This is a genomic window from Ruminococcus sp. RTP21484sp1_RTP21281st1_A8_RTP21281_210402, from assembly GCF_040914025.1.
Classification (GTDB): domain Bacteria; phylum Bacillota; class Clostridia; order Lachnospirales; family Lachnospiraceae; genus Blautia_A; species Blautia_A faecis.
The window spans coordinates 37,604-54,012 of sequence record NZ_JBCPGE010000007.1 but is presented as its reverse complement, the minus strand read 5'-3'; the positions used below and the strand labels follow the sequence as shown (position 1 = coordinate 54,012).

11 protein-coding genes are annotated in these 16,409 nt (G+C 43.9%); 3 read left to right on the top strand and 8 right to left on the bottom strand.

From position 1 onward, the window contains the following. The 3 genes from AB5170_RS04875 to AB5170_RS04865 all read right to left on the bottom strand — a co-directional run bounded on the left by AB5170_RS04875 (nucleotide 1) and on the right by AB5170_RS04865 (nucleotide 4,493). On the bottom strand, nucleotides 1-1,416 hold the full coding sequence (locus AB5170_RS04875) for an MBOAT family protein (protein ID WP_368361490.1): 1,416 nt from the start codon (nucleotides 1,414-1,416) through the stop codon (nucleotides 1-3). Nucleotides 1,417-1,668: 252 nt separating this feature from the next. Further along, nucleotides 1,669-3,273, bottom strand: a complete 1,605-nt coding sequence (locus AB5170_RS04870) for a xylulokinase (RefSeq protein ID WP_118581787.1) — start codon at nucleotides 3,271-3,273, stop codon at nucleotides 1,669-1,671. Nucleotides 3,274-3,473: 200 nt separating this feature from the next. Beyond that, complete coding sequence (locus AB5170_RS04865) at nucleotides 3,474-4,493, bottom strand: low specificity L-threonine aldolase (RefSeq protein WP_368361491.1); 1,020 nt, start codon at nucleotides 4,491-4,493, stop codon at nucleotides 3,474-3,476. 554 nt (nucleotides 4,494-5,047) lie between these two features. Here AB5170_RS04865 and AB5170_RS04860 point away from each other — a divergent pair. Continuing rightward, on the top strand, nucleotides 5,048-6,184 hold the full coding sequence (locus AB5170_RS04860) for a sodium ion-translocating decarboxylase subunit beta (protein WP_195379502.1): 1,137 nt from the start codon (nucleotides 5,048-5,050) through the stop codon (nucleotides 6,182-6,184). 330 nt (nucleotides 6,185-6,514) lie between these two features. Here the strand turns inward: AB5170_RS04860 and AB5170_RS04855 are convergent, their stop codons facing one another. Together AB5170_RS04855 and AB5170_RS04850 are read right to left on the bottom strand one after the other, a co-directional pair. Continuing rightward, nucleotides 6,515-7,684: an ATP-binding protein gene (locus AB5170_RS04855; protein ID WP_148461774.1), complete on the bottom strand. Its 1,170-nt coding sequence runs from the start codon at nucleotides 7,682-7,684 to the stop codon at nucleotides 6,515-6,517. A gap of 393 nt (nucleotides 7,685-8,077) precedes the next feature. Continuing rightward, nucleotides 8,078-8,521 carry a DUF1700 domain-containing protein gene (locus AB5170_RS04850; RefSeq protein WP_118581793.1) on the bottom strand — a complete coding sequence of 148 codons (444 nt, stop codon included), beginning with the start codon at nucleotides 8,519-8,521 and terminating at the stop codon, nucleotides 8,078-8,080. Between the two features lie 557 nt (nucleotides 8,522-9,078). Between AB5170_RS04850 and AB5170_RS04845 the strand changes: the two genes are divergently transcribed. Next, nucleotides 9,079-10,764 (top strand): formate--tetrahydrofolate ligase, encoded by a 1,686-nt coding sequence (locus AB5170_RS04845; RefSeq protein ID WP_195379501.1) that lies wholly within the window; start codon nucleotides 9,079-9,081, stop codon nucleotides 10,762-10,764. A 187-nt stretch (nucleotides 10,765-10,951) separates the two neighbouring features. On the opposite strand, the gene AB5170_RS04840 is transcribed toward AB5170_RS04845, so the two are convergent. Further along, nucleotides 10,952-11,824: a phosphoribosylaminoimidazolesuccinocarboxamide synthase gene (locus AB5170_RS04840; protein WP_173717512.1), complete on the bottom strand. Its 873-nt coding sequence runs from the start codon at nucleotides 11,822-11,824 to the stop codon at nucleotides 10,952-10,954. A 326-nt stretch (nucleotides 11,825-12,150) separates the two neighbouring features. Between AB5170_RS04840 and AB5170_RS04835 the strand changes: the two genes are divergently transcribed. After that, entirely contained in the window at nucleotides 12,151-12,951 is an 801-nt protein-coding gene (locus AB5170_RS04835) for a Cof-type HAD-IIB family hydrolase (protein WP_173771699.1), read from the top strand. A gap of 174 nt (nucleotides 12,952-13,125) precedes the next feature. Here the strand turns inward: AB5170_RS04835 and xylB are convergent, their stop codons facing one another. Together xylB and AB5170_RS04825 are read right to left on the bottom strand one after the other, a co-directional pair. Continuing rightward, nucleotides 13,126-14,592, bottom strand: a complete 1,467-nt coding sequence (gene xylB, locus AB5170_RS04830) for a xylulokinase (RefSeq protein ID WP_173771697.1) — start codon at nucleotides 14,590-14,592, stop codon at nucleotides 13,126-13,128. Between the two features lie 240 nt (nucleotides 14,593-14,832). Beyond that, the gene (locus AB5170_RS04825; protein ID WP_118581802.1) at nucleotides 14,833-16,314 is read right to left on the bottom strand and encodes an L-fucose/L-arabinose isomerase family protein; all 1,482 of its coding nucleotides are present in this window, start codon (nucleotides 16,312-16,314) and stop codon (nucleotides 14,833-14,835) included. Between the last annotated feature and the right edge of the window lie 95 nt (nucleotides 16,315-16,409).

Genomic DNA, 16,409 nt, shown 5'->3' with positions numbered 1-16,409 from the left:
TTAAAATCTGAAATAAATAAACGGGTTATAGCTGTTATTTACAAGTGCCGCTACACTCAGCCAGAAAATCACCAGACAGGCGATCATTCTCGGAACTGTCACCATTCCATTGGCAGGGATTTTTCCAGCGGAATGTACCCGGACCTTCTCATATATCTTCTGCAAAACTCCTGCAAATAAAACCCCCATAACGATCAGAAAGATCATTTTGCTGTCAAGATATGCAGAAAGAAGAATGGTTCCTCCATGTGCCACAAACATATTTCTCACATAAGTAAAAAACAGGGAAATATTTTCTGCACGGAACAGAATCCATCCAAAAAACACCGCGGTCACCGTGTAGCCCCAGCCCAAAATTCCAGGCAGTTTTTCCAGTTTTTTTCCAAGCCACACACGTTCCAGTATAAGAAAAAGGCCATGATAAAGCCCCCAGAGGATAAACGCTATTCCAGCCCCATGCCACATTCCGGTAAGGAAAAATACGATAAGCAGGTTTCGATAGGTGCATGCCGCGCCTTTGCGATTTCCTCCCAAAGGAATATAGACATAATCGCGAAACCAGGAAGACAGGGAAATATGCCATCTGTGCCAGAATTCCTGCACAGAACCAGCTGTATAAGGATAATTGAAATTCTCCTGGAATTCAAATCCGAACATTTTTCCAAGACCAATGGCCATATCGGAATATCCGGAAAAATCGTAATAAATCTGCATCATGTAAAGAATTGCGCCCAGCCACAGAGCCTTCCTAGATACCGCGTATGGACCATATTTAAAAATTTCATCCACCACACGGGCAAAGGAATTGGCAAGAAGAACCTTTTTCCCAAGTCCCCAGCAAAAACGCATTATCCCGGCTGCAAATTTTCGGATAGTCTCTTTTCTTCCTGTAATCTGAGCTGCAATGTCGCGATATTTTACAATAGGTCCTGCGATCAGCTGTGGGAAAAAGGAAATATACAAAAGCATATGCCAGAAATTGTGCTGTGCCGGCACCTCTCCCCTGTACACATCGATCACATAGGACAACGCCTGGAAAGTATAAAAAGAAATTCCAATTGGAAGCGCCACCTGAAAAAGAGTGGTTCCTGTTCCATCTGCTGAAAAAAGTCCGGTTATGGCTTCTGTCAGAGTGCCAAAATACTTGAAATATCCCAGCAACCCCAGATTAATAATCAAAGTTGCCACAAGAATCTTTTTTTTCCTGGTCTGATATTTTTCAATCAGAATTCCGCCGGTAAAATTCACCGCCACGGAAAACAGCATAAGGAAAACATAAAGCGGCTCTCCCCATGCATAAAAAAGCAGACTGAAAAATACCAGGATTCCATTTCGGATTTTTCCGGGACTTATATAATATGCTGCCAGTACTAAGGGCAGAAAGATCCATAGAAAGAGCATCGAGCTGAAAACCATGTGTATCTCCTTTATTTTTCAAACAGGCTCTGGAGCATGTTTGTCTGTCAATGCTCAGTATTATAACATAAAAGACCCTCCCCATACCAGTATCCTGAAAAAATTCACATTCTGGTATGAGAAAGGTCTCCGTTTTTAACTGAGAGAAAAATCCATCCGTTCTCACTTATTTCGTTTTATAACTACACAGAACTTTTTTCGCGTGCAGATTGCAGGAATGATCTGAGGCATCTCCGCCTCATTCCAAGCCACTTACCAGATTTTGGAGTCCACAGCTGCGCGCTCGATTGGCAGGCCTTTCATATATCTTTCCATGAACATATTAAAGCCTTCTACACCCTCCGGATCCGGATTCAGGGTGCTTCCCTGATTTCCTGCAAATACCTTGGTATCCAGGAAGTCTTCCAGGGTTTCATTCTCCTCTTTGTTTACAAGATAGGAAGCGAGCACTGCAATTCCCCATGCACCGCCTTCACCGGCAGTCTCCATAACAGAAACCGGGGCATTTACAGCATCTGCAAGGATCTGCTGTCCAACACCTTTTGTCTTAAACAGTCCGCCATGACCAAGAAGACGGTCAACCTTTACCCCCTCTTTCTTAAACAGGATGTCAAGACCAACTCTCATAGCGCCAAGGCAGGTATAAAGATTGGTTCTCATAAAGTTGGCAAGATTGAATTTGCTCTCTGGAGAACGTACAAACAGTGGTCTTCCTTCTGTAAATCCAGTCATATGCTCACCGGAGAAATAGCAGTAGGACAAAAGTCCGCCGCAGTCCACATCTCCCTCCAGAGCCTTGTTGTATAAGGTTCCGAAAAGCTTGTTCATATCAGCTTCCATACCCATTGCTTCTGCAAACTCACGGAAAATATTTACCCATGCATTCAGATCAGAAGTACAGTTATTAGAGTGTGCCATTGCAACCGGATGTCCGGATGGAGTCGCAACCATATCAATTTCAGAATATGGTGCAGATAACTCCTTCTCCAAAACAATAGAGGCAAATACAGAAGTACCTGCGGAAACATTTCCGGTACGCTTTGCAACGCTGTTGGTAGCTACCATTCCAGTGCCAGCATCACCTTCCGGCGGACACATAGGAATTCCGGCTTTCAGCCTGCCTGTTACATCAAGAAGCTTTGCTCCCTCTTCTGTCAGGCAGCCAGCATCCTGTCCCGCAACAAGACATTTCGGCAGAATGCCGCGAAGCTTCCATGGGAACCCATAAGAAGCAACCTGCTCATCAAACTGCTGAACCATTTTTTCATTGTAATCCCTGGTAGTGCTGTCCACTGGGAACATTCCTGCAACATCGCCAATTCCAAGAACTCTTTTTCCAGTCAGTTTCCAATGTACATATGCCTCCAGAGTGGCAATATAATCAATATCTTTTACGTGAGGCTCGCCTTTTAAAATTGCCTGATACAGATGTGCGATACTCCATCTCTGAGGAATATTATACTGAAAAAGTTCGGACAGTTTTCTGCTTGCCTCTCCCGTAATATTATTTCTCCAGGTTCTGAACGGAACCAGAAGATTTCCTTCTTTGTCAAATGGCATGTAGCCGTGCATCATGGCACTGATTCCAATAGCACCAACGCTTGTCAGCTCCACACCATATTTCTCCTCTACATCCTTTGCCATCTGCTGATAACAGTCCTGCAAACCGGACCAGATATCTTCCAGACTGTATGTCCATACACCATTCTCATAGCGGTTCTCCCACTCGTGTCCGCCGGATGCGATTGGTGCATTATTTCCATCTACCAGAACTGCCTTGATTCTTGTGGAACCGAACTCGATTCCAAGTGCTGTCCTGTTATCCAGGATTGCCTGCTTTGCTTCTGCTGCTCCCATGTGTAAAATCCTCCCGTTGTTGTTATATAATACACAGCTTTTCTACTGCATATTGTGCTATTTCTCCAAATTTCAAACTATTTAGAGCCTGTTTTTATTATAATATGCTTCCAGAAGGGCGTCAATATCTCTACCAAAAGCTTTTTGTAAAATATGCGCAGCTGTTTGTGCCAGGCATTTTTTCGGGGACAATTGCCACCCTACAGAATATCAATCAGTGCATCAATATCTTCCATCTTCGTCGCCCAGCTTGTTGCAAAGCGGATCACAGTATGATTCTCGTCATATTTTTCCCAGAAGCTGAACTTCACTTTTTCGCCCAATTCCTCCATTTTCTTATTTTCCAGGATAACAAAAATCTGATTGGTTGGGGAATTAATGAAAAATTCATAGCCCTTCTCTTTTAATGCAGCTTTCAGTTTTGCAGCGGTTTCAATAGCATTTTTACTGATTTCCAGGTACAAATTTCCTGTGAAAAGAGTATCAAACTGAATTCCAAGCAGTCTGCCTTTCGCAAGAAGCGCTCCCTGCTGTTTGATCATAGTAAAGAAATGTTTCGGTGCTTTCTTCGGAAAAACGACTGCTTCACCGCACAGGGCACCAACCTTGGTTCCTCCGATATAAAATACGTCTGTATAATTTGCAATATCTTTCAAAGTCACATCTGTCTCTGCCACCAGTCCATAGCCCAGTCTGGCTCCATCCAGGAATAGCGGGATCTCATATTCCCTGCATACACTGGAAATATCTGCCAGTTCCTGCTTTGTGTAAAGAGTTCCGTATTCTGTCGGATGTGAAATATAAACCATGCCTGGAAAAACCATGTGATCATAGCTTCCGTCTGCGTAGTAGGTCTGGAGATAATCTTTCAGATCTGCGGCAGAAATTTTACCATTGTTCTGGGGAAGGGGAAGAACTTTATGTCCGGTAAATTCAATTGCTCCGGCTTCATGAGCATTTACATGACCGGTAACTGCGGAAAGCACTCCTTCATACCGATTCAGCACGGACGCGATCACCACTGCATTTGTCTGGGTACCCCCTACCAAAAAATAGACCTCCCCATCCGGACAGCCACACGCCTCTTTTATTTTTTCCTTCGCTTTGTCACAGAAAGGATCCTGTCCATATCCCGGAACCTTTTCCAGGTTGGTTTCCATTAATCTTTTTAAGATTGCCTCATGAGCACCTTCGCAATAATCATTTTCAAAATACAGCATGATGTAACTCCTTTGTTTCATATTTTTCACTTGTACCATACAGGTATATTTTACTTTGATTTCGTTTTTTAATCATATACCTGCCCTAAATTTTTTACAAGAAAAATGTTTCCGGATAACAGTTCCGTAACCAAATGGCCAATAAATTCTTTCTTTTATATAATTCAGGGTTGACATTCCCACCTTTGCCGAATTATAATTACCACAACAAAATACATTTGCAGTCACGCTTCAATAAAAGGGAGTAGCTGGCATATCAAATGCACTGTTTCTGGTTTAGTGCATTTTTGTATATGGATTTTCATGCGTCAGAACGGTAGACAGTTCCACGAATCTGTCGCCCGCAGAAAATTGAAATGGCAAGACTTTTATTACAATAGTCGCATATCTTCAGATATGCAGTATTGTAATAAAAGTCTTTTTTTATACCCCAAAAACAGGTTATAAAATGCCTTCCCTACAAGGCTTTCATTTTTATAACAATATTAACATTATGCAAGTATTTTTATCTATTTAAGCACTTACATTCAAACACCCAAAAGGAGGAAAATGAAATGGAATTTTTAACAGACGGAATCCTTGCATTAACCTGGCAGCAAATTGTAATGTTTGCCGTCGGAATCACCCTGATCTGGCTGGCTATCAAAAAAGGATTTGAACCAGCCCTGCTTCTGCCAATGGGCTTTGGTGCCATACTTGTGAACCTGCCTTTTTCCGGAGTTTTAAACCAGACTCTGGCTGGCGGGATCCAGGCAAACGGAGTCATTGAATGGCTGTTCCATGTGGGAATTGAAGCCTCAGAAGTCATGCCGATTTTACTTTTCATCGGAATTGGCGCTATGATCGACTTCGGTCCCCTGCTTTCCAATCCCTCTTTGTTCCTGTTTGGCGCAGGTGCACAGCTTGGAATTTTTGCTGCAATTTTACTGTCCACCATCCTTGGATTTGACCTAAAAGACGCTGCTTCTATCGGAATCATCGGTGCTGCCGACGGACCTACTTCCATTCTGGTATCCCAGGTCCTGAATTCCAGATATATCGGCGCCATTGCAGTTGCCGCCTATTCCTACATGGCACTTGTCCCAATTGTACAGCCCTTTGCCATCCGGCTTGTCACTACAAAGAAGGAACGCTGCATTCACATGGAATATAATCCGAAATCCGTTTCCAAAACCATGAAGATTGCTTTTCCCATTATAGTTACTGTAATCGTGGGGCTGGTAGCACCTCAATCCGTTGCGCTGGTTGGATTTCTCATGTTCGGCAACCTGATCCGGGAATGCGGTGTCCTGGGCACCCTGTCCGACACAGCCCAGAATATTCTGGCAAATCTGATCACCCTGCTTCTTGGAATCACCATTTCCTTCAGCATGCGTGCAGACCAGTTTGTAACAAAAGAGACCTTACTGATCCTGGTGATTGGACTTTTTGCTTTTGTCATGGACACCATCGGCGGCGTTCTCCTGGCAAAATTTATGAATCTTTTCCTGAAAAAAAAGATCAACCCAATGATTGGCGGTGCCGGAATTTCTGCATTTCCAATGTCCTCCCGAGTTGTTCAGAAAATGGCCATGGAAGAAGATCCCACAAATGTAATTCTCATGCAGGCCGCCGGTGCCAACGTGTCCGGACAGATTGCTTCTGTAATCGCAGGCGGCATGGTTATCAACCTGGTCACAAAATTTTTATAAAAAAATTTTTATAATGAGGAGGGTCTTATCTATGAATACATCCAATATCATTATTGCACTTGAAATCATGGCAAAAGGAATGGCAGGAATCTTTACTGCCATTCTGTTCATCATTCTTTGTGTATGGCTTCTCGGAAAAATCGGAAAATAAATACTCCAATATATCTATAGCGCTTCTCTTTTCATCCCCGACAAAAAACGAGCCAAGGTCACATGCAGCATTGACCTTGGCTCAATATTTTTACTAATACATCGTTTCGTAAATAACTATACCAATCGCGTAGGATGTAGATCCGAGTGTGCAGGTCTAAAATCCACATTTTCTCTCTGTTACTCTACTGCATCAGCAGCATTCTCAGAGGCAGAACCGGGCTCCCCATCATAATTTTCCAGGAAAGAATGTCTCACACCATATTGTTTATATCCCACAACTGTATCAATATTTACATTCTCTACGCTCTTGAAAATGTTGCCCTCTACAAACGGATTCACCTTTTTCAGGTCACGGATCAGTTCCTTGATTTCTACACGTTTGGAGCGATTTTCGTTATTGCAGGTAGTGCAGGTATCTGTAAATTTACATGCACACTGAATAAAATGGAGATCATTGTAGTCACGCCATGCCTTAATATCATCCTCCCGCACCAGATACAATGGACGGATCAATTCCATTCCCTCAAAGTTGGTGCTGTGAAGCTTGGGCATCATAGTCTGTACCTGGGCACCGTAAAGCATGCCCATAAGAATGGTCTCAATCACATCATCATAGTGGTGACCCAGTGCAATCTTGTTGCAACCCATTTCTTTTGAAAAAGCATAGAGATGCCCGCGGCGCATTCTTGCGCAAAGATAACAAGGAGATTTCTCCACATTAAATACAGACTCAAAAATATCAGACTCAAAAATACGAATAGGAATATTTAACCTTCTGGCGTTTTCCTCGATTACCTGACGGTTGGCCGGACTGTAGCCCGGATCCATAACCAGAAATTTCACCTCGAAATCAAATTTATTATGAAGCTTCAGTTCCTGGAAGCACTTTGCCATCAGCATAGAGTCCTTGCCGCCGGAAATACAGACTGCAATCCTATCTCCCGGCTTCACAAGCTCGTAAGTATTGATTGCCTTGGTAAACCTGGACCAGATTTTTTTCTTAAATTTCTTGCGAAGACTGATCTCCACATTTTTCACAAAATCTTCGTCCTGTGAACTCTTCATGGCATCCATAAGCCAGGCAATGTACCCTTTCTCAAGGCTTACTGCATCCAGCCCCTCTTCCTCGAGCTTCTTAGCGATTTCTTTACTATTGATTCCGCGGCTGCAGCAAATAACCAGTTTTCTGGTCTTATCCACTTCCGGATTCTCCATGATTTCCTCTGGCTTACAGGCCAAAGCCCCCTTAACAGCGCCATGGGAAATCTCAATCTCGTCGCGGACATCAATGATCTGATAGGACTCCGCTGGTAACTTTTTTAATTCTTCTATTGTTATACTGCTCATTTAAATCCTTCCCTGAATATATTCTATAATGTCCATACTTTATATCACGATCTCAACAAAACTGTAACTCGTTCCTGCTCAGAAGAAACCTTGCTGAATATGATTGTTACTGTTCACTGGTCACGTTCCGCGAGGCGTTTTTTGTGAACAAAGTTCACAGAAAACCCGAGAATTGCGGCGCGAAATCATGCGAATGCATGATTTCTGTGCATCGCGAAGCGCGTTACTGTGAACGGAGTGAACAGTAACATATGATTCTCTAAAGCATGTCCGACATTTTTTTGTTACAAAACGGACATGTCGTCTATCGGCGACATCTCTATATATGAAAATCAGCTGCTGTGCGCCTGCGACACTCCCGCATCTGCCGTTCGTGACGTTCATAGTATCATGTTAATTCCGATTTTTTATCAGTGACACAATAAACAAAATCAACGCCAGTACCGCAAAAAACGGAATCACTGCCACCAGAATATGAAACAGCAAAAAGACGACTATCAGCAGGATCACCACGCCCAGAAGTTTGCTGTACCAGGTATCAAACCGCCATACATGTACATGATTCCGGCTGGAGCTCTGGGTATTCTGTGCGTCATCCGAATAGGTGCTGTACTCCTCATAATCCAGCTGCCCGTTATCCACATCTGTATCCAGCAAAGTCCTGGCGATCAGCCTGGGATCTCCAAGTTCATCAAGAACCTGCTGCTCATCGCGTCCACTACGTACCTGTGACTGAATATAATCTTCATAGTAACGCACATGCGCCGCCACCTTACCCTCATGCATCTGTCCGGACAGCTGACTTCTCAATGTATCCAGAAATTCTGTTCTATTCATTCAATTATTCAACCTTTCTTATATAAAACCACGAATCATTATCCTGTTTCAAACAGGCTCTGTGCATTTTCTATTCTAACAATACTTGCCCTCATACGCAACTATCCAAGTCATAAAATTTTTATGAAGTCAGAAGCGGAGATTGTATTTTTCAATTCGGGTAGATTTTATCCACGTTCAAAGCATTTGTTATTTTTCACAAATATACATCGTCTTTTTTGACAATAATGCTGTCTGTTAATTTATTGACAAAATGTTTTTTTAATGATACAATGAACACATCAATTGAAAAGCTTCTGAATACTGACGGATCGTGGAGTTAACCACAGGGACTTCAGGAGCAGATCATGAGGATTACTGTTTACAGCTGCTGCACCATATTTTGCAGACAGCATAGGCAGTAATTTCCAGCCGACCGTCTGGGCAGTATTTGAATCATCAGATACTGCCCTTTTTTTACCGGGAGGTACCTCTGACATGAGGGAAATACCGTTGTCTTTTTAAGAAGCGGTCATATAAAAACCATTTAATCTTACACAACGAAAGGAGCTTTTATTATGGGGTTTAAAAGTGACATCGAAATCGCACAGGAATGTGAAATGAAACCAATCACTGAGATTGCAGCTAAAGCAGGTATTGAGGACAAATATCTTGAGCAGTATGGTAAATACAAAGCAAAAATCGACTACAATCTTCTGAAAGAAACAGATAAGAAAGATGGCAAACTGATTCTGGTTACCGCTATCAACCCGACTCCTGCCGGAGAAGGAAAAACCACTACTACAGTTGGTCTGGCAGACGCTATGCAGAAGCTTGGCAAGAACGTTATGGTAGCTCTTCGTGAGCCATCCCTTGGACCGGTATTCGGTGTAAAAGGCGGTGCAGCAGGCGGCGGATATGCCCAGGTAGTTCCAATGGAAGATATCAACCTTCACTTCACAGGTGACTTCCACGCAATCGGCGCAGCAAACAACCTTCTTGCAGCAATGATCGATAACCATATTTTCCAGGGCAATGCTCTTAACATCGACCCACGTAAGATCACATGGAGAAGATGTGTAGATATGAACGACCGTCAGCTTCGTAATGTAGTAGACGGACTTGGCGGAAGAACAAACGGTATGCCTCGTGAAGACGGCTATGACATCACGGTAGCTTCCGAGATCATGGCTGTTCTCTGTCTTGCAAGTGATATCAAAGACCTGAAAGAAAGACTTTCCAGAATCATCATCGGTTATACATATGGCAAACCGTCAGAGCAGAAACCGGTAACAGCTGGTGATCTTCATGCAGAGGGTGCTATGACAGCACTTCTGAAAGATGCTCTGAAACCAAACCTTGTTCAGACACTGGAGCATGTACCTGCAATCGTTCACGGCGGACCATTCGCAAACATTGCTCACGGATGTAACTCCGTAACCGCTACCAAGATGTCTCTGAAGCTTGCTGATTACACCATCACAGAGGCTGGATTCGGTGCTGACCTTGGTGCCGAGAAATTCCTTGATATCAAATGCCGTATGGCTGGTCTGAAACCAAATGCAGTTGTTATCGTTGCTACTGTCCGTGCACTGAAATACAATGGCGGCGTTCCGAAGGCTGATCTTAACAATGAGAACCTTGAGGCTCTTGAGAAAGGTCTTCCAAACCTTCTGAAACACGTAAGCAACATCAAAAATGTTTACAAGCTTCCATGTGTTGTTGCAATCAATGCATTCCCGACAGATACCAAGGCAGAGCTTGACCTGGTAGAAGCAAAATGTAAAGAGCTTGGCGTTAATGTTGCACTTTCTGAAGTATGGGCAAAAGGCGGCGAAGGCGGTATTAAATTAGCTGAGGAAGTAATCCGTCTTGTTGAAGAGCCAAACGACTTCACATATTCCTATGAGCTTGAAGGCTCTATCGAAGATAAGCTGAACCAGATCGTTCAGAAAATCTATGGCGGTAAGAGAGTTGTTCTTACAGCTAATGCTCAGAAGCAGGCAAAACAGCTGGAAGAGCTTGGATTCGGAAACTGCCCGATCTGTGTGGCAAAAACACAGTACAGCTTAACAGATGACCAGACCAAGCTTGGTGCTCCGACAGGCTTTGAAGTAACTGTTCGTAACCTGAAGATTTCTGCAGGTGCAGGCTTCATCGTAGCCCTCACAGGAGAGATCATGACCATGCCAGGTCTTCCAAAGGTTCCGGCTGCTGAGAAAATCGATGTAGACGAAACAGGTAAGATCACAGGACTGTTCTGATTTTTACATGTCAGCCAGGTTTCCGTGTAAACATGGATTTGGCACGTTGCTCACAAAAATCAACGCCCGGGAGACCCAAACTCCCGGGCGCTTTTTACATACAAGCAAAGTGTATCCTTTGAAAATAAAATAAAGGATTTTATCAGCCTGCCAGGGACAGACGCCCTGGCAGTATTATGTATATTACTTATTTCAGCTTCTCCCCTGTAAGCATCTCATATGCCTGGAGATATTTGTCGATTGTCTTGTCCACGATTTCCTGTGGAAGAGTCCAGTCGTTGTCCGGGTTTGCTTTCAGCCAGTCACGGGCAAACTGCTTGTCAAAGGATGGCTGGCCATGACCTGGCTCATATCCATCTGCCGGCCAGAATCTGGAGCTGTCCGGTGTAAGCATCTCATCACCAATAACAATATTACCATTTTCATCAAGTCCAAACTCAAATTTGGTATCTGCAATAATAATACCTTTGCTTAAAGCATACTCGGCACATTTTTTATATAATGCGATGGTGTAATCACGAATTTTCTCAGCATACTCCTGACCATGTCCCGGATAGTATTTCTCAAGATGGGTAACGCTCTGCTCAAAAGAAATATTCTCGTCGTGGTCGCCGATCTCAGCCTTGGTAGAAGGTGTGTAAATAGGCTCAGGCAGCTTGTCAGACTCTTTCAGACCTTCCGGAAGAGTAATTCCGCAAACTGTACCATTCTTCTGGTAGCTTGCCCAACCGCTTCCAGTGATATATCCACGAACGATGCACTCAACCGGGATCATATCCAGCTTGCGGCACATCATGCTGTTTCCGTCAAACTTATCCTGCTGGAAAAACTCCGGCATATCTTTTACATCAACAGAAATCATGTGGTTCGGCAGGATATCCTGGGTCATATCGAACCAGAACTTGGACATCTGTGTAAGAACAGTGCCTTTCTTCGTTACTTCGTTGTTCAGGATCACATCAAAACAGCTGATACGGTCTGTCGCAACCATGATCAGGCTGTCTCCGTTGTCGTAAATCTCGCGTACTTTGCCTTCTTTAACTGGCTTCATTTCCTGCATAGCTTTACACCTCATCACTTTTCTATTTTTCATTTTTGTAAAAGTCCAAAAGGCATGACTGTTTCACAATCTCAGCCTGCCTGTTTCCGCTTTTACAGCACCCAATTATTTTACCATTTTGCAGACAAAAAAACAATTCTCTTAAATGCCGAAATCAAGGCATCTTTTCCCGAAATCCATGTGAATCTTCACATGTAACCATTCAAAGTGATTGATTCCTGCGCTATCTTCGTTTTATAATAAGAAAAAACAACCAGCAGGATACTCTGCCTGCGAGGGGCATTTCAGCTCGCAAAACTAATTTGCCATATATTCCAGGAGACACTATGATCTATAAATTTGCAGCCGCCGACATGGACGGTACTTTATTAAATGACAAAAACGAAATTACACCATACACCATCGAAACAATCCGGCAGGCAGCCGCGCAGGGACTGATTTTCTCCATTTGCACCGGGCGTCCCATTCAGGGAGTGGAGCGCTATCAGAAACAGCTGGGCATTCAGGGACCTGTGATCACTTATAATGGGGCTATGATCCTGGATTCTGCTGACGGACGCGTTCTGTATAGACAGGAGCTAAAAGCTGACGATGCGCGTCTGATTCTGGAAGCAGGACTGAACTATGATACTACCATGTGCATCTGGTCGGACAATAAATTATATGGGAACAAGCTGAATGACCGGATTCAGGAATACAGCCAGGCTACCAAGGTAACGCCCCTTCTCATGCCATCTATCGACGAGCTTTTGGCGCAGGGGATTACGAAAATTCTCTGGTATGACGATGTTTCCCAAATTCAGCAAATAGAAAAAGAGCTACGGAAAACAGCTCATTTTCATAACGTAACTTTCTGCACCTCCAAGCCCTTCTATCTGGAGTTCTTCAGCAGTAAGGTGTCAAAGGCTGCAGCTATTGATTGCATTGGTAAGCTCTACGATTTCACCCCCGCTGAAACTATCGCTATCGGCGACGGTTTCAATGACCTCTCCATGATCCACTATGCTGCCCTTGGCGTTGCCATGGCAAATGCACCAGATGGCGTGAAAGAGTCTGCGGATTATATCACTGCACGCACTAACAATGAGGATGGTGTTGCAGAAGTTCTGGAGAAATTTGTTTTATAGAATCATGACTATACAAAAATGGTGATTGTGTTAATTATTTCACATTCAACACAATCACCATTCTATCAATCCGTTTTAAACCAAATTATGTCCGCCTTGCTATATCTCTTACAGATTCTTAAACATTACAGCTGTAGACTTCGCTCTTACAGCCAAATATGCTCGCTACATCTCTTACAGATTCTTAAACAGCGGCTTCATAGCCGGATACAGTTCTTTGAACTTCTGGTATCTCTCCTCATATTTCGCAGCCAGTTCTGGAGTAGGCTCTACAGTATCCACTACTTTTGCAAGCTTCTTGCCAGCAGTCTCAACGTCCGGATAAACACCGCATCCTACTGCTGCCAGCATAGCACCGCCAAGGGATGGTCCCTCTTCCACTTCCAGAACGTCAACCTTAATATTCATAACATTTGCAATGATCTGCTTCCACAGCGGGCTCTTTGCACCACCGCCACAGATCTTGGTACGCTCAATTTTAATTCCAAGACTCTTTGCAACCTCCAGAGAATCACGAAGTGCGAAAGCAACTCCCTCCAATACAGCCTGGGTCATATCTGCTCTTGAAGTGTCCATGGACATGCCGAAGAATACGCCTCTTGCATCTGGATCGTTGTGTGGGGAACGCTCACCCATCAGGTATGGCAGGAAGAATACGTGATTCTCACCAAGCTTCTGGATAGGCGCCTGCTCTGCTGCGAAGTCCTTCGTTCTAAGAATCTCCTCAGCCCACCATTTATTACAGGAAGCAGCACTGAGCATACATCCCATAAGATGATAGCTTCCATCTGCGTGACAGAAGGAATGAAGGGCATTGTGCTCATCCACACCAAAATTCTTGCTGGAAATGAACACGGTTCCGGAAGTACCAAGGGAAATATTGCACTGTCCGTCACCAACTGTTCCAGTACCAACTGCTGCTGCCGCATTGTCTCCAGCACCAGCGATAACCTTTACATTCTCAGAGAAGCCAAGCTCTTTAGCAACCTCTGGCTTCAGTGTTCCAACAACCTCCCAGCTCTCATAAACCTTCGGAAGCTGCTCCTCTTTCACACCGCAGATTTCCATCATTTCTTTAGACCAGCAGCGATTCTTTACATCCAGAAGAAGCATACCAGAAGCGTCAGATACATCTGTGCAGAAGGAGCCGCTTAAACGATAAGCCAGGTAATCCTTTGGAAGCATGATCTTCACAACTTTTGCAAATTTCTCTGGCTCATTTTTCTTCATCCACAGGATCTTCGGAGCAGTAAAGCCGGCAAATGCGATATTTGCAGTATACTGGGAAAGCTTGTCCTTTCCGATCACATTATTCAGATAATCTGTCTCTTCAGAAGTACGTCCGTCATTCCACAGAATTGCAGGACGAATTACCTGATCCTGATCATCTAAAGTTACCAGTCCATGCATCTGTCCGCCGAAGCTGATTCCGGCAACCTGGGAGCGGTCAATGCCCTCTGTCAGTTCTTTCATACCAGCCATACTCTGGGTATACCAGTCTTCCGGATTCTGCTCAGACCAGCCCGGATGCGGGAAAAATAATGGATATTCTTTTGATACGATATTACAGATTTTTCCGGATTCTTCCATAAGAAGAAGTTTTACTGCGGAAGTACCAAGATCAACACCGATAAAATACATTTTTATCCTCCTTAAGTTCATGTCTTAGGCGTTCCTTCTAGGCTTTCCGGACAGAACCCTCTTAGAATGCCCTGCCCGCCTATTCTAAAAACAGCCGTACCGCATAAAGTGGTACGGCCGTTTCTATATATGCCTATAATTCTATTCAAATCGTCCCTTCCTGCTTTTTTAAGCAAGAAGCAATCATTCTACATTGCTCTCAACTTTGTACACAGCAATTACTTACTGTTTATTTAAGCATTAGCCCCATGGATTCTCTGTAGGATATCTTACACCAGCCGGCTGGTTGTAACCGATCTTCTTAACATCAAGTCCAAGGAATTTCACTACTTCGTAGAATGCCTTTCCATAATGTCCAAACATAACTGCACCGTGATGCGGGTAGTTGCCCTCGATCAGTACGTGGCGGTAGAATCTTCCCATCTCTTTGATTGCGAAGATACCAATACCACCAAAGGATCTTGTAGGTACGTCAAGAACTTCACCTTCTGCAACATAGGAAACAAGCTCTCCCTCAGAGTTGCACTGCAGACGATAGAATGTAATATCAGAAGCAGCGATATCACCCTCCAGAGTTCCTCTTGTGAAATCTGGCTCAGATCCTTCCGGCTCAAGAAGTCTGTGCTGGATCAGCTGATATTTAACAGCTCTGGAATCGCACATCTTGCAGGCCGGAGTATTTCCACAATGGAAGCCCATGAATGTATCGGTAAGCTTATAATCATATTTGCCCTTGATATCCTCATCATAGATGTACTGAGGAACGGAGTTGTTGATGTCAAGCAGTGTAACAGCATCATTGGAAATGCAAAGTCCGATGTACTCGCTGAGTGCTCCGTAGATATCAACCTCGCAGGATACCGGGATTCCTCTTGCAGCAAGACGGCTGTTTACATAGCATGGCTCAAATCCAAACTGTGACGGGAATGCAGGCCAGCATTTGTCGGCAAATGCAACGTATTTTCTGGCGCCCTTGTGAGCCTCAGCCCAATCAAGAAGAGTAAGCTCGAACTGTGCCATTCTCTCACTAAGGTCAGCATAGTATCTGCCCTCGCCCATTTCCTTTGCCATATCTGCGCAAACCTCTGGGATACGAGGATCGTTCTCATGCTCCTTGTAAGCAACCAGAAGGTCAAGCTCAGAGTTCTCTTCAATCTCAACGCCCAGCTCATAGAGTCCTTTGATCGGTGCGTTACATGCGAAGAAGTCCTGTGGACGCGGTCCGAAGGTAATGATCTTCAAATTGCGGACACCGATAACGGCACGGGCAACCGGTACGAAGTCAGCGATCATGGTAGCAATGTCAGTTGCAGTTCCAACCGGATATTCTGGAATATAAGCCTCAAGATGACGCATCTTTAAGTTGTAGGAGCAGTTCAGCATACCACAGTAAGCATCGCCACGACCATTGATCATATCGCCATCGCCCTCAGCAGCAGCTACATACATGCAAGGTCCGTCAAATCTCTCTGCGATCAGAGTCTCTGGAGTCTCCGGTCCGAAGTTTCCAAGGAAAACAACAAGTGCATTACACTCAGCTTTGTTTACATCCTCGAGAGCCTTCTCCATGTCTTTCTCATTCTCAACAGTTACTGGACATTCATAAAGCTCACCTTTGTAAGCGTCCATGATAGCTGCGCGTCTCTTCTCAGAAAGCTGAATTGGGAAACAGTCACGGCTTACTGCGATTAATCCAAGTTTTACTACTGGTATATTGTTCATAATAGGTATTCCTCCATATTTTAATTTTTTAAGAAACTTTCAATTGTGGTAACTATGTAAGCACCTCAGGTCTCAATATTCATTTTTCAAACAGA